The sequence below is a fragment of the Actinospica sp. genome (assembly GCF_035552695.1).
In the GTDB taxonomy this organism is placed as follows: Bacteria; Actinomycetota; Actinomycetes; order Streptomycetales; family Catenulisporaceae; genus Actinospica.
The window spans coordinates 14,431-28,453 of the sequence record NZ_DASZKT010000093.1 but is presented as its reverse complement, the minus strand read 5'-3'; the positions used below and the strand labels follow the sequence as shown (position 1 = coordinate 28,453).

General features: G+C 70.3%; 12 protein-coding genes. 4 read left to right on the top strand and 8 right to left on the bottom strand.

What is annotated here, in order from left to right; all coding sequences use genetic code 11:
- Nucleotides 1-213 precede the first annotated feature (213 nt).
- The gene (locus VG296_RS11705; protein WP_325565682.1) at nucleotides 214-1,455 is read right to left on the bottom strand and encodes an ROK family transcriptional regulator; all 1,242 of its coding nucleotides are present in this window, start codon (nucleotides 1,453-1,455) and stop codon (nucleotides 214-216) included.
- A 270-nt stretch (nucleotides 1,456-1,725) separates the two neighbouring features.
- Nucleotides 1,726-3,516, bottom strand: coding sequence for a serine/threonine-protein kinase (locus VG296_RS11700; RefSeq protein WP_325565681.1), 1,791 nt, complete (start codon nucleotides 3,514-3,516; stop codon nucleotides 1,726-1,728).
- Nucleotides 3,517-3,775: 259 nt separating this feature from the next.
- On the opposite strand from VG296_RS11700, the gene VG296_RS11695 reads away from it, so the two are divergent.
- Nucleotides 3,776-4,906 carry a hypothetical protein gene (locus VG296_RS11695; protein ID WP_325565680.1) on the top strand — a complete coding sequence of 377 codons (1,131 nt, stop codon included), beginning with the start codon at nucleotides 3,776-3,778 and terminating at the stop codon, nucleotides 4,904-4,906.
- A gap of 88 nt (nucleotides 4,907-4,994) precedes the next feature.
- Here VG296_RS11695 and VG296_RS11690 read toward each other — a convergent pair whose 3' ends face one another.
- From VG296_RS11690 to VG296_RS11670, 5 genes are all read right to left on the bottom strand, one after another.
- Nucleotides 4,995-5,570 carry a GTP-binding protein gene (locus VG296_RS11690; protein ID WP_349259527.1) on the bottom strand — a complete coding sequence of 192 codons (576 nt, stop codon included), beginning with the start codon at nucleotides 5,568-5,570 and terminating at the stop codon, nucleotides 4,995-4,997.
- Nucleotides 5,551-5,898 (bottom strand): DUF742 domain-containing protein, encoded by a 348-nt coding sequence (locus tag VG296_RS11685; protein ID WP_325565679.1) that lies wholly within the window; start codon nucleotides 5,896-5,898, stop codon nucleotides 5,551-5,553. The genes VG296_RS11690 and VG296_RS11685 overlap by 20 nt, the downstream gene beginning before the upstream one ends.
- A 71-nt stretch (nucleotides 5,899-5,969) precedes the next feature.
- Nucleotides 5,970-6,386: a roadblock/LC7 domain-containing protein gene (locus VG296_RS11680; RefSeq protein WP_325565779.1), complete on the bottom strand. Its 417-nt coding sequence runs from the start codon at nucleotides 6,384-6,386 to the stop codon at nucleotides 5,970-5,972.
- A gap of 40 nt (nucleotides 6,387-6,426) precedes the next feature.
- Entirely contained in the window at nucleotides 6,427-9,156 is a 2,730-nt protein-coding gene (locus tag VG296_RS11675; protein ID WP_325565678.1) for a nitrate- and nitrite sensing domain-containing protein, read from the bottom strand.
- Between the two features lie 81 nt (nucleotides 9,157-9,237).
- On the bottom strand, nucleotides 9,238-10,281 hold the full coding sequence (locus tag VG296_RS11670; protein WP_325565677.1) for a transposase domain-containing protein: 1,044 nt from the start codon (nucleotides 10,279-10,281) through the stop codon (nucleotides 9,238-9,240).
- Nucleotides 10,282-10,445: 164 nt separating this feature from the next.
- Between VG296_RS11670 and VG296_RS11665 the strand changes: the two genes are divergently transcribed.
- The 3 genes from VG296_RS11665 to VG296_RS11655 are packed head-to-tail and all read left to right on the top strand — an operon-like array spanning nucleotide 10,446 to nucleotide 13,203.
- Nucleotides 10,446-11,291, top strand: coding sequence for an ABC transporter ATP-binding protein (locus VG296_RS11665; protein WP_325565676.1), 846 nt, complete (start codon nucleotides 10,446-10,448; stop codon nucleotides 11,289-11,291).
- 6 nt (nucleotides 11,292-11,297) lie between these two features.
- Nucleotides 11,298-12,104, top strand: a complete 807-nt coding sequence (locus VG296_RS11660; RefSeq protein WP_325565675.1) for an ABC transporter permease — start codon at nucleotides 11,298-11,300, stop codon at nucleotides 12,102-12,104.
- Nucleotides 12,105-12,141: 37 nt separating this feature from the next.
- A complete protein-coding gene (locus tag VG296_RS11655; RefSeq protein ID WP_325565674.1) occupies nucleotides 12,142-13,203 on the top strand; it encodes an ABC transporter substrate-binding protein in 1,062 nt (353 codons plus the stop codon).
- A gap of 11 nt (nucleotides 13,204-13,214) precedes the next feature.
- Here VG296_RS11655 and VG296_RS11650 read toward each other — a convergent pair whose 3' ends face one another.
- A complete protein-coding gene (locus tag VG296_RS11650; RefSeq protein WP_325565673.1) occupies nucleotides 13,215-13,994 on the bottom strand; it encodes a class I SAM-dependent methyltransferase in 780 nt (259 codons plus the stop codon).
- Nucleotides 13,995-14,023 lie beyond the last annotated feature (29 nt).

Below are 14,023 nucleotides of genomic sequence, written 5' to 3'. Positions count from 1 at the left end.
CGCGCGAAAGCAACTGCTATGAGCGAATGAATCGTTTACTTCGCTTCGATCGCATGCGGATCACACGCGGATCACACGCGGGGGAAGGGCCCGGATGACGGGCCCGGGAATATCCGGTCGGCTACCGGCAACAGAAGGAGCGGCCCACGCGCATGAGGTCGATGACCCGGCGCTTGACCAGGTTGACGTGGTGTCGGTCCATGCTTTCCATGGTCACCGGAACCGCCCCGCGATGTCAACATTCAAATCTTCTGAATTAATGGTGCCCAGCGGATTCCGGTAGAGCGCGTCGAGCAGCACCGCGCCGCCCGCCGTCTCCAATACCCGCCCGGGAAAACTCGTCGGCATCAATACACTGTCGACGTCGCATACCGTGCGCACGTTTTCCCGCGCGGCTGTGCGCAGAGCATTCAATGCGCGCGGCAGGTACGGCAGCGTCGGATCGGTGACCACGACCCGCTCCGGCCCGAACACGTCCATGAGCAGCGCCACGGCCCGGCCGACCAGCCGCGAGCGGTCCACGAACAGGCCGACCGCGGCCTCGTTCCCGTCCCGCGCGGCTTCGAAAAGGGTCCTGATATCGGGCGTGTCGACGATCCCCTGCTCGTGCGCCCGGCGGGTGAGGGTCTGCTCCGACACGGTGGCCTCGAGGCAGCCGAGCCGCCCGCACGCGCACGGTTCGCGGCTGCCCTCGACCGGAAAGTGCGCGATCGCGCCGGCCTGCGCGCGCGAGCCGTGGTGCGCCTCTCCGCGCGTGGCGAACGCCGCGTCGACCACGTTGCCCACGAACACGTGCAGCACGCTGCCGACCCGGCTCGCCTCGCCGAACAGCACCTCGGCATGCAGCAGCGCGCGCGAGTGACCGTCCACGTGGACCGGCAGCCCCGTGCGCTCGCTGAGCTGGTCCCGCAGCGGCACGAGCGACCAGCCGAGCCGCGGATGGTCCATCACGACGCCGGATTCGGGATCGACCCAACCGCCGGTCGCCACCCCGACGCCGAGCAGCCGCGCGTCGCCACCGTGCGCCGCGTACAGCTCTGCGATACTCCGCGCGGCGCGGTCCACGATCGTGGCCGGGTCGGTCGCATCATGCGGAGCCTGTTGCCGGGCGATGACCCGGCCGCGCAGATCGAGCAGCGCGGTCGTCGTCAGCCGCACGGCGATGTGCACGGCGGCTGCCACGTGCCGCGTCACGTCGATGTCCACGGGTATGTGCGGGCGGCCGGCGCCGTTCGAGCGGACCTGATCCGGCAGCTCACGCAGCAGACCGAGCTCGGTCAGCTCGTTGCAGTGCCCGGTCACCGACGCGGGCGACAGACCGGTGATACGCGCGACCGTGCTGCGGGCGATCGGTCCGTCCTCGAGCACCGCGCGCAGCACGGCGGCCGCACTCGCGCTCCGTCGGCCGCCGTCGGCGACGCGCAGGGACAAGGTGGGCAAGGCAGGGCTGGGCATGGGAGGTCTCCGCTGAAGAGCATGAGCGTTGCGGGGCTGGTTCGAAATCGCCGGGGTACCGTGCGGCGCGAGTCGTTCGGGAACGACCTCAGGCCGAACAGAGCGCGCTCTCGACGCGGGCGTAGTCGACGTGCCTGCGGCAGGTCAAACGCTCCATCAGTTCACCCCGGGTTCCGTGACCTCCGATTGTTCAGGAAGCTAAACGACCCGGCCACAGCCTGTCAACGCACGTCCACGATGCGGTGCGAGAGCGCAGGGGCGCGCGCTCTCTCAGCTGCCGCAGTAGTTCCAGGAACCGCTGCTCCACGACTGACCGTTGTAGCTGCCGCCGTACATGACGCACTTGCCGGACGCGGCTTTCCTCTCCGGCCCGGCGTAGTACGTGTAGCTTCCGGAATCGGTGACCGTGCTGCCGCCCTGGACATCGAGTGTCGCGCTCATGGAGACCTTGCCGCTGACGGTCGTCGCCAGCGTGGTCACGCAGTTGTAGCCGGTCGAGTTGTTGTAGAGCAGGTAGACCGTCGCGCCGCTGATGCCGTGCGAGGCTACGGAAACGAATCCGCTGCCGCAGACCTGGGCGGCCGTGTACTTGTTCGGCGTGCCCGCGGAACTCGTCGACGTGGTTGCGGAGGCCGGCGCGCTGGTCGTGGTCGCGGCCGTCGTCTGCTGCGTGGCGCTGCCAGTGCTGCCGACTCCCCCGCCCGAGTTCGAGCCGGAGGACGCGCCCGACGTCGCCGAAGGGCTGCCGGTAGCCGCCGACGACGATGCCGACCCTGACACGCTGCCGGACGCCGACGACGATGCCGAGCCGCTCGAGCGAGCGCTCTGACTCGCCGTCCCCGAGACCGTGCCCGTCGCGCTGCCCGTCTGGTGAGCGCTCTCCGCGTTCACCGACGTGCTCGAGCCCGGCTCCAACACGATGTAACCTGTCACGCCGAGAGCGAGCACCGCGATCGCCGATATCGTCGCGACGAGCACGCCGTGCCGCTTCCTACCCTCGGTTGACTCCGAGCCCGTGAACACCGTCGGCTCCGAGTCGGCCGACGACAGGACCGGCGGCTCGGGAAGCGACGGGTCCGGCAGGGTGCGTCCGGCGGCGAGGGTCCGCTCGTGGATCTGCGCGGCCAGCGCCTCCGGCCACTGGACTGCGTCGTTCGGCGACCACGCCCCGGTGCTCGCCGCGGCCTGCGCCATCGCGACCACGCCGGCGGCGTTGGGCCGCCGCAGCGGGTCCTTCGCCATGCAGCGCAGCACCAGGTCGCGCAGTTGCGGCTCGACGTTGTTCAGCCCACTGAGATCCGGCTCCTCGTACACGACGCGGAAGAGCACCTCGGCGGTACCGCCCTCGCCGAACGGCAGCCGGCTGGTCGCCGCGAAATACAGCAGCACGCCGAGGGAGAACAGGTCCGAGGCCGGCGAGACGTCGCCCGTCTTGGCTTGTTCCGGGGCCATATAGCTTGGCGTGCCGACGTTCATCCCGGTCGCGGTGAGCTGGCTCAGGTCCGAGGCGTGCGCCACGCCGAAGTCGATGATCTTCGCGCCGCCGGTGCCGAGGATCACGTTGGAGGGCTTGACGTCGCGGTGCACGATGCCCGCCTGGTGCACGGCGACGAGCGCGTTCCCGAGGTCGTGGGCCAGCCGCCAGACCGAGGCCGCGGGAAGCGGACGATTCGGCTGCACGGCGTCGGCGAGGGAGATGCCCGGCACGAACTCGGTGACCATCCACGGCTGCTGCGCCTCGGCCTCGCCCTGGACGAGCGCCGCGGCGTACGGCGTGCGCACCCGCCCGACGGTCTCCAACTCGCGTGCGAAGCGGCGCCGGAACTCCGGATCGTCGGCCAGGTCCGGCCTGATCACCTTCACCGCGACCCAGGCCCCCGAGCGCGACGGCCCGAAGCCCGGGTTCGGCGCCCAGCCGAGGTAGACCCGTCCCATGCCCCCGATGCCGAGCAGTGCGTGGATCCGGTAGCGGCCGACCATCGCCGGGTCCTGCGGCCCCAACGGCCGCCCGCCCATGACCGCGAGGTCTCCGCCGCCGCTCCGCTCCCCCGCGTCCGCCATCCCTCGCGCCCTTCGCCCGTTACTCCCGTTGCCCCGTTCGGGCCGCCACCCTACCGCAGCGGGGAAGAACACCGTACGGCCACGAAGGGTGGCGGGGCGCTCACCCGGGTTCGGGTTCCGGCATCCGTTTCCAGAGTCCGGCGAGCCGGCCGCCCGGAGTTTCCGTGTCGTGCGCCCGCCCGCCATCTCGGCGCAGCAGAGTTCGAGCGGAAGTCACCTATGACAAAGCTGTAGAAGGACTCTCGAAGGAGTCGGGCGAATGTCCTCCACAACCTCCGCGCGTCACGCGCGCCGCCGTACCCGGATCGCGGCCGCGGGTGCCGCGACCGCTCTGCTCTCCGCCACCGCGCTGGTCACCGGCGCGACGGGCGCGAGCGCCGCGACCGCGAACGCCGGCACGTCGAACGCCGCCCCCGGGATCAAGCTGCCCGCGGGGTTCCACGCGTCCGTCTTCGCCAAGGGCGGCAAGCTGACGGGCCCTGACGACATCACCGAGCTCGACGGCCACGTGTTCGTCGGCTACCAGAACGGCGTCGGCCCGAACGGCGAGCCGTCGCCCACCGGCAACACGAAGAGCGCCGTCGTCGAGTACACGCTGCAGGGCAAGGTGCTCGGCAGCTGGAGCCTCACCGGCAAGGTCGACGGCCTCGGCGCCGACGCGCAGCGCCACTTCGTGATCGCGACCACGAACGAGGACAGCAGCAGCGGCCTCTCCACGATCAAGCCGCTCGGCGACGGCAGAGTGGAGATCAAGCACTACAAGTACAGCCAGAACCCGCTCCCGCACGGCGGCGGCACCGACTCGGTCATCGTCCGCAACGGCGTGATCTACCTCAGCGCCTCGAACCCGTCGGCCGACGCCAACGGCACGACCTTCAGCGGTCCGGCGCTCTACACGGCCGAGCTCGACGGCGGCACCGCGGTGGTCAAGCCCGTATTGAACGACAACTCGACCGCGGTCGACGCCGTCACCGGCAAGCAGGTGACGCTGAACCTGTCAGACCCCGACTCCAGCGAGGTCGTTCCGCAGGCCGTCCCGCGCTTCGGCAACGACGTGCTGCTCGACAGCCAGGGCGACGGCGAGCTGATCTTCCTGCACCACCCCGACTCCCGCCACCAGACGGCGACGGTCCTGCACATCAGCACCCAGGTGGACGACTCCGCCTTCGCCACCGAGCCCTGCGGCACCCTCCTCGTGGTCGACAACGGCCTCGGCGAGATCCTCACCGTCACCGGGCCGTTCCAGCGCGGCGAGGCCTTCGCGGCCGTGCCGAACGACTCGACCGTCATCCCAGGCAACCTCGCCACCGTCAACCTGAGCACCGGCCAGGTCACCGCCTTCGGCTCCGGCTTCGCCAACCCGCACGGCCTGTTGTTCGTCGAGCACTGATTGTTCGTCGAGCACTGAGGTCAGACAGAGCACTGAGATCAGACCACGAGGCCCGGGGCCGCGCGACGCAACGCGGCGGCTCCGGGCCTCAGGCCTGGACGGCGACGGACGAGATGGCGTGCCGGACGAGCTTGACGAGGACGGCCTTGACGGACTCGCGGTTGCGCGCGTCGCAGGGCAGCACGGGGACGTGGGCGGGCACGGCGAGAGCTTCGCGGACGTCTTCGATGTCGTGCGGCTGCAGGCCGTGGAACGCGTTGACGCCGATGACGTACGGCAGCCGGGCGTCGTCGAAGTAGTCGATGGCCGAGAAGCAGTCGGCCAGCCTCCGGGTGTCGACGAGCACCACGGCGCCTATCGCGCCGCGGCAGAGGTCGTCCCACATGAACCAGAAGCGGTTCTGGCCGGGGGTGCCGAACAGGTACAGGATCAGGTCCTCGGCGAGGCTGATCCGGCCGAAGTCCATCGCGACGGTCGTCGCCACCTTGTCCGGGATCGCGCTCAGGTCGTCGACCCCGTGGCTGGCGGCGGTCATCACCGCCTCGGTGGTCAGCGGATCGATCTCGGAGACCGCGCCGACGAACGTGGTCTTGCCGACGCCGAAGCCGCCGGCCACCACGATCTTCGACGAGGTGATCCGCACCTCAGAGGTTCTCGAGTCCACTGAGCACCCTTTCCAGCAACTGTATGTCGGGCACCGCGTCCCCGTCGGTGGGCTCGACGACCACGAGCCCGTATTCGGCCAGGTCGCCGACGACCACTCCGGCGACACCGAGCGGCACGCCGAGCAGGGCGGCGATCTCGGCCACCGACTTCACCTCGGCGCAGGTCCGGCACACCGCCTCGTACTCGGGCACGAGGGTGTGCATCACCTCGCGGCCGCGCGCGGTGGTCAGCACCAGCGCCTCGATGGCGAGGGGCCCGTACGACTCCGTGCGTCCGCCGGTGACCGCGTACGGGCGTACGAAGGGGGAAGACCCGTCCGTATTCACTGGCCGTCTCCCCTCTCCGCCTCGGTGGTCACATTATCGTTCAGACGCAGTCACGCACAGTGACTCGCGGGTTATCTTTTCGGTAGCGACGCCTGAAGTTCCTCGCGCAGCGTCGGGGTGAGCACGTCCCCGGTCCGCTCGACGACCAGAGTCATCTGATACCCGATCAGGCCCATATCGCACTCCGGCGCTGCCATCACCGCGAAGACGGATCCGTCGCTGATCTGCATGACGAACAGGAAGCCGCGCTTCATCTCGACGATGGTCTGGGTGACCGGGCCGCCGTCGAAGATCTTGGCCGCGCCGACGGTGAGGCTGGCCAGCCCGCAGGCGACGGCGGAGAGCTGGTCGGCGCGGTCCCTGGCCAGGCCGTCCGAGTACGCCATGACCAGGCCGTCCGAGGAGAGCACGATGGCGTGCGCCACCTTCGGCACCTGGTCGACGAAATTGTTGATCAGCCAGTTGAGGTCCTTCGCCGCCTGGCTCAGCTCTTCCATGCGTCACTCCACGTTTCGAGGCAGGTCTTGGTCACGGCCGGCCGCCAGGGGACGAGTCACGGCGCAGATTGTGCGGGGGCACGGCGCGCGCGGCGCCGGTGCCGCCCGCCCGTCCGGGTACCAGGTTCGCGCGCGGGGTGCGGCGCGGCAGCCCGGCCTGGGTCACGCCGTCCTGGGCCGGGTTGGCCAGGGCCCGCGCGGCCCGCCATCCCTCGTCCGCCGGAGAGCTCCAGTCGGCGGGCGCGGCGGACGCCGGCGCCGGCTGCGCCGCGGCAGGGGCCTGAGACGGGGACGGCGGGGCCGGGGCGGGCTGCTGCGCCGGGAAGGGCGCGGCGTACGGCGCGGCGGGCGCTGAGGGCTGCCGCTGCGGCATCGGGGCCGGGGCGGCGGGCCCCGGGGAGGGTTCCGGCCGGAGCGGGGCCTGGCGGCTGGCCTCGGCGGCGGCGCGGGCCTGTTCGCGGCGGCGGAACCACTCGGACTCGATCGCCTCGAAGATCGGCGTCGGCTCCGGCGGCGCCGGCTCCGGCGGCGGCTCGACGCGGGGCGGCGGTTCGGGGCGCGCGTGCCGCTGCGGGAACTGGGTCCGCGGCGCGGGCCGCGGCGGCTCCGGCACCGGCTCCGCCTCGGCCGGCTCGTTTTTGCGATCCTCCGAGGGTTGAAACCAGCCGGTGTCCTCGGCCTCGAGCTCGGGCAGCGGCAGCGCGGACAGGTCGCGGACGACGTTCGTGCCCTGGTTCGCGGCGCGGGCGAACTGCCGGGAGAGCGCGTAGAACTCGTCGTCCACCTGGCTGCGGCCGTTCAGCGTCTCGCCGAGGGACTGGGTGAGCAGGTGGAACGGCAGGTGGATCAGGGCCGCGACTCCGCCGGCCTGCGACTCGGCCAGCCGCACCGAGATGCCGTAGCGGGCGGCGAGCCGGCCGACGACGTAGAGGCCCATCCGGCGCGCGACGGAGACGTCGACGACCGGCGGGTTGGCGATGCGCTCGTTGGCCTCGTCGAGTTCGCCGGGCTTCATGCCGATGCCGGCGTCCTCGATCCGCAGCACGACACCGTTGTCTTCGGCGGCACGTGCGGCGATCCAGACCTTGGTGTGCGGGGCGGAGAAGGCGGTGGCGTTCTCCAGCAGCTCCGCGACGAGGTGCGCGATGTCGGGCGCGGCCTGGCCGACGATGCCGACGCGCGGGACCTCGCCGAGGATGATCCGCTCGTAGTGCTCGACCTCGGCGGCCGCGGCGCGGGCGACGTCCACCAGCCGCACCGCCTCGGTCCACCGGCGGGCCGACTCCTCGCCCGCGAGCACGAGCAGGTTCTCGTTGTTGCGGCGCATCCGGGTGGCGAGGTGGTCGAGCCGGAACAGCTGGGCGAGCCGGCCGGGCTCGCGCTCGCCGCTCTCCAGGTCGTCGATCAGCGCGAGCTGCCGTTCCACGAGGGTCTGGCTGCGCCGGGACAGGTTCGTGAAGACCGCGTTCACGCTGGCCCGCAACATGGCCTGTTCGCTCGCCAGGCGGACGGCGGCGTGGTGCACCTCGTCGAAGGCGCGGGCCACGCTGCCGACCTCGTTCGTGCTGTCGATCGGGATCGGGCGCACTTCGGTCGCCTGCTCCCCCCGCGCCGGGCCGCGCAGCCGCTCGATGACGGCGGGCAGCCGCACGTCGGCGATGTCCAGCGCGGAGGTGCGCAGCACCTGCAGCGGGCGGCTGATCGAGCGGGCGATGACAGCCGTGGCGAGGAACGCCAGCAGCAGCACCGCGACGATGATCCCGAGGTTGAGGTAGAGGTCGTCCCGCGCGGAGGCGATCAGCGCGGAGGTCCGGGCCATGATGTCCTGGCCGACGACGGCCTCGATCGCGCGGATCTGATTGATCTTGGTGCTGGTGTCGGCATAGGCCGTGGTGTCGGAGGCGCCGATCTGGCTGACCGGGAAGTCCTGCAGCGCCGCGTCGATGGTCTGCTGGACCGTGCTGTCGGCGGCTCCCGTCGCGTTGCCGCCGACGTCCGCCTGGTAGAGGTCGACGATCGACGCGGGCGCCTGGGCGTTGATCGTCGCCAGGGTGCCGTTGTACTGCGCCTGCGCCTGGACCAGGTCCTCCTGCTGCGCGAGCTGCTGCCCGCCGCCGCCGAGGATGCCGACGAGGTAGCCGCGCTCCTGAGAGGCCTGCTCCCCGACCTGCTCGACGAGAGCCAGACTGCTGACGTACGAGGCGAGCGCGTGGTCGGTGGTGTCGGTGGCCAGCTGGCCGCTGAAGTTCAGCAGGTCGCTGATGATCGTCGTGTACGCCTGGTAGATCGGCCGTCCGGTGCCGAGGCTGGTGACCGACGTGCGCAGGGTGGGCAGGTCGCCGAGCCGGGCCTCGGCCCGCAGCATCAGGGTCTGCGTCGCGTCGGGCAGCGCGGCCAGCGAGGAGGTGTAGTTGGACCCGACAAGGGCGTAGATGTCGGAGATCCGCGCCTGGGTGGCGGCCTCGGCCTTGGTCAGCGCGGTGAAATCAGAATTCTGCTCTCCGTCGGTGAGATAGACCTCGACCAGGTCGCGCTCGTCCTCGACGGCGTAGATGAGCCCTGCCATGGCCAGCGCGACGTGCGCCTGGCCGTTGAGGTCGTTCTCGGAGCGGATCGTGGCGTTCTCGCTGACCACGCGCCCGGAGGCGAGCGCCACGCCGGCGACCAGCGGGACCAGCACGAGCAGGACCAGCCTCGCGCGCAGCCGAAGGTCGCGCAGCCTCCATCGCCGCCGTCGCGCCGCGGTGCCTGACTCGCGCACTGTGAGTCCTCGCAAACAATTCGGCGGTGTGGGTAACCGGTATTTGAGCACAGGGGAAGATAGGCGGCCAAGACCGCGCGACTACTGACTTAGGTGGGGCGGAACGCTGTTGACGAGATCGCCGATCGCGTGGTGAACGCAGAGCATTGCATAAAGCTCCTGCCTGACCATTTCAGGGTCCTTTGATCTCAGTTCGAGCACGTCGCCGACGCGGCGCGCCGCGATGGCGTCGAAGTCGGCGCCGGCCGGCCGCGCATCGTACAGGGCGGCGAGCTCGGCGGCCGGGGCGAGCCGGTGGTCGAGGATCGAGGTGGCCAGCCGGGCCGGGCTGCCGCCCGGCCGGGCGAAGACGCGCGCGACCAGCTCCGAGCCGTCGTCCGCGGTCAGCTTAGCGAGCGTCGAGCCGTCCGGCAGCCGTCCGGCGGACGCGGGTTTCTGTCGTTCCTCGAGGGGCCAGAGTTGTTCGACGCCGAGCCGTTCCACGGCCGTCCACAGCCGCGCGCTCAGCGGACGCTCGTCCATGATCAGCATGCTGTCGTCCAGCGCGACGCCGGAGAACACCCGTTCCGGCAGGTCGGACGCGTCCGCCACGTCCGCCGAGATGACCCGGCCGGTGAAGTCCTCGATCAGCACACTCATGCGGGTGCGCGCCGAGCCGCCGAAGCCCGCGAGGTTCGCCGGGGTCGCCGGCACGCCCACCTCCACCCGGCGCAGCCAGAGCGGCCGCAGCCCGCGGAAGCTCGCCGGGGCCGGGAGCGGGAAGGTGCCCGCGGCCTGTTCGAACAGCAGCCGCAGCGGCTCCACGCCGAGCCGCCGGCGGGCCCGGCCGATCGCGGCGGCGCTGGCCGGTTCGTCCACGGCCCCGGGCAGCGCGAGACCCGGCGCGTTGCTCAGGATCTCCCCGAGGATCTGCTCGTAGGAAAGCGCCTTGAAGATCCACATTCCGAGCGTGAAATAAACCATGAGCCGCGCGGGCAGCAGGCGTTGCCGCTGCTCACGGCGATCGGCCGCGTCCAGCACCAGATCGACGTGGGCAGGCGGAAATGACCGCAGCAGGACACCAAGGGCGACGCGCTGCGGGAGCCCCGTATCCGGATGGTGGGTCATCCGGTCTCCCGACCGCATGGCCCGTACTTTAGGGCACCGGGAATGAATGGTCACCAACAAAGAGCCCTAAGTTAGTAGCGTCCCGTCGAACACTCTTGTTGCCTCCGACGAGGGGATGGCATTCTCATCACTCGTACGTACGGGGTCGGGAATTTCGTTCACGATGGGAGGCGGATGGCGCGATGCGCTCCTCCATCGCGGCCCGGGACGCGCCCGCCTCGGGAAACGCGCCGCCGCTGCTCGAACTCCGGTCCCTGACGAAGCGGTTCGCCGACCCCAAACAGGGCGCGCGGACCGTCGTCGAGGGCTTCGATCTCGAGTTGCGACCCGGCGAGTTCTGCGCGCTGATCGGGCCCACCGGCTGCGGCAAGTCGACCGTGCTGTCCATGATCGCGGGTCTTGAGCGGCCGAGCGGCGGAATCATCCTGGCCGACGGCGCCGAGCTCACCGGCACCGACCCGCGCACCGGCTTCGTGTTCCAGAACGACGCCGTCTTCCCGTGGAAGACCGTGCTGGGCAACGTGGCGGCCGGGCCCCGGTTCCGCGGCGCCGGCCGGCACGAGGCGGGCGACCGGGCCCTGGACTGGATCCGCCGGGTCGGGCTGAGCGGCTTCGAACAGCACTACCCGCACCAGCTCTCCGGCGGCATGCGCAAACGCGTCGCCCTCGCCCAGACGTTCGTCAACCACCCGCGGATCCTGCTGATGGACGAGCCGTTCTCCGGCCTCGACGCGCAGACCAGGCAGATCATGGCCGGCGAGCTCCTCGGCCTGTGGGAGGCGCTGGGCGCCTCGGTGCTCTTCGTCACGCACGACCTGGAGGAGGCCATCGCGCTGGCCGACCGCGTCGTCGTGCTGACCGCGCGCCCGGCCACGGTCAAGGAGGAGTTCGTCGTGGACCTGCCCAGGCCGCGCTCGCCGCGCGAGATCCGCTTCCACCCGCGCTTCGTCGAACTGCACGAGGAGATCTGGTCCAGCCTCAGCGGCGAGGTGCAGATCGCCTACGACCGAGCCACGACAGTGATCTGATCTGACATGCGTACTCTGCTTCGCCGTTCCATGGTCCCGGTCATCCAGATCGCGATCCTCGTCGCGCTGCTCGGCGCCTGGCAGCTCGCGGTGGACACCAAGAGCATCAGCGAGTTCTTCTTCGGCTCGCCCACCGGCACGTTCCGCGAGCTCTACGAGTGGATCCGCCGCGGCACGGTGCAGGGCCCGCTCTGGCAGCAGGCCTGGGTGACCCTGCAGGAGACGCTGATCGGCTTCGGCATCGGCGTGGTGCTCGGCGTGCTGCTGGGCATGGTGCTCGGCCGGATCCCGCTGCTCGCCCGCATCTTCAACGTCTATATCGGCACCCTGAACTCGGTGCCGCGCATCGTGCTCGGCTCGGTGTTCATCATCTGGTTCGGCCTCGGCATGGGCTCGAAGATCGCGCTCGCCGTCGTACTGGTGTTCTTCACCGTGTTCTTCAACGCCTTCCAGGGCGCGCGCGACGTCGACGCCGGGCTGATCGCCAACGCGAAGATCCTCGGCGCGGGCCGCGCCTCGGTGCTGCTGAACGTCGTGCTGCCCTCCGCGTTCAGCTGGATCATCGCCAGCCTGCGCGTCGCCTTCGGGCTGGCCATCACCGGCGCCGTGGTCGGGGAGATCCTCGGCGCCACCCAGGGGCTGGGCCTGCTCATCCAGCAGTCCCAGGGCAACTTCGACCCGGACGGCGTGTACGCGGGGCTCGTCGTCACCACGCTGCTCGCCGCGGTCGCGGAGGGCCTGATCACGCTCTTGGAGCGGCGGCTGCTGCGGTGGAAGCCGCGCGGCCGGCCGTCTCCCGCACCCGCCACCTGACGAACCCACCACCTGTCGAGAAAATCGGAGCCCACCGATGCACCGCAGAAGTGTAAGAAACCTGACGATATCCGTACTCGCCGCGACCGCCCTGACCGCCGCCGGCTGCTCCAGCAGTTCGAGCCCTCAGTCGAACGCCGCCTCCACCTCCGATCCGGTGACGATCACCGTCGCCGTATCTAACGCGACCAACCAGACGTACCTGTCGCTGGTCCTCGCCCAGCAGCTCGGGTACTTCAAGAAGCAGGGCGTCACGGTGAAGGTCGTCAGCACCGTGAACGGCAACCAGAACTGGCAGGACATGCTCGCCCACCAGGTCGACGGCGTGATCGGTTTCTACGACCACAACATCGACCTGCGGGCCAAGGGCGTCTCGACCGAGTCGGTGATCCAGCTGAACCAGGCCCCTGGCATGGTCGAGCTGGTGCGCACCGACGAGGCCGCCTCGATCACCTCGCCCGCCCAGGAGTCCGGCAAGAAGCTCGGCATCACCGGCCTCGGCAGCTCGACCCAGTTCGTCGCCGACTACCTGGCCGTGCACAACGGCGTGCCCGTCAACCAGCTGCACCCGGTGAACATCGGCGCCGGCTCCACGTTCGTCGCCGCGATGCAGAACGACGAGGTGGACGTCGGCGTGAGCACCGAGCCGACGGTCTCCACGCTGCTCGCGAAGAAGGCCGCGAAGATCATCGTGGACATGCGCTCGGTCAGCGGCACCGAGGCCGCGCTCGGCGGCCCGTACCCCGGCACCGCGCTCTCGTTCGAGACCTCATACGTGCAGAGCAACAAGCCGGCCGTGCAGAAGATGGTGAACGCGCTGGTCGAGGCGCTGAACTACATCCAGACGCACTCGGCTGCGCAGATCGCCGCCGTGGTCCCGGCCGCGAACTACGGCTCGGCGGGCAAGACCGCGTACGAGCAGTCACTGGCGAACGAGATCGGCATGTTCAGCCCGACCGGCCTGATGCCCGCGGACGGCCCGCAGAGCGTGGACCGGGTGCTCTCCTCCTTCGACCCGAACGTCGAAGGCCACAACGTGGACCTGTCCCAGACCTACACCGACTCGCTCGTCCAGGCAGCCGCGTCCGCGAGCAACTGAGGCGGTCTCAGTTAGTTCCTTGCCGCGCGCCACATGTGACAGACCATAGGCACGTCCACGAGCGCATCATCTCCGTCCTCCGACGGGGTGATGCGCTCGTCGCCGTTCACGTGCTCGATCAATTGCTTGAGCATCTCGAGCTTGCGGTCCTCGGGCGCCGAGATGTAGGCGCCGTACGTGGTCAGCATCCGCGCCACGTCCTCCCTGGTCATCGACGCGTTCCAGCCGAGGTCCTCGATCTCGACACGGTCGAAGAGTGCGCTCTCCGGCAGCCACGGGTCGTCGAGGTAATGCCGGATGCGCTGTTCGACGTAGTCGTCCCCGCCGGTCACCCGCATACGCGCGCCCTCGAGGTCGGCGACCCAGGGCACGGAACGGTCCCGCCGGTTCCACACGATGATCAGCTTCCCCCCGGGTCGCAGGACCCTGGCGAGCTCCGGAATCGCCGCGTCCGGGTCCATCCAGTGCCACGCCGAGGCGACGATCACCGCGTCCACCGACGCGTCCGACAGCGGCACGCGCTCCGCCGTCCCCTCCCGCGCCTCGACTCCCGGGCAGCTCTCCGCGAGCACGGAGAGCATCCGGGGGTCCGGGTCAACCGCGTACACCCGCTCCACGCGGCCGACCAGCCGCCGCGTCATCGCCCCCGTGCCGGCGCCGAGGTCCAACACCGCCTCGGCGCCAGTGGGCAGCAGCCGGTCGACCACGTCGTCCGGCACTCCTACCCGGTATCGGTCGTACTCCCCCGCCGCCGCCCCGAACAACGTCGCCCGCGCCTTCGCAGAATTCATACACGCATCGTACGGTTCGGCGGCGTACC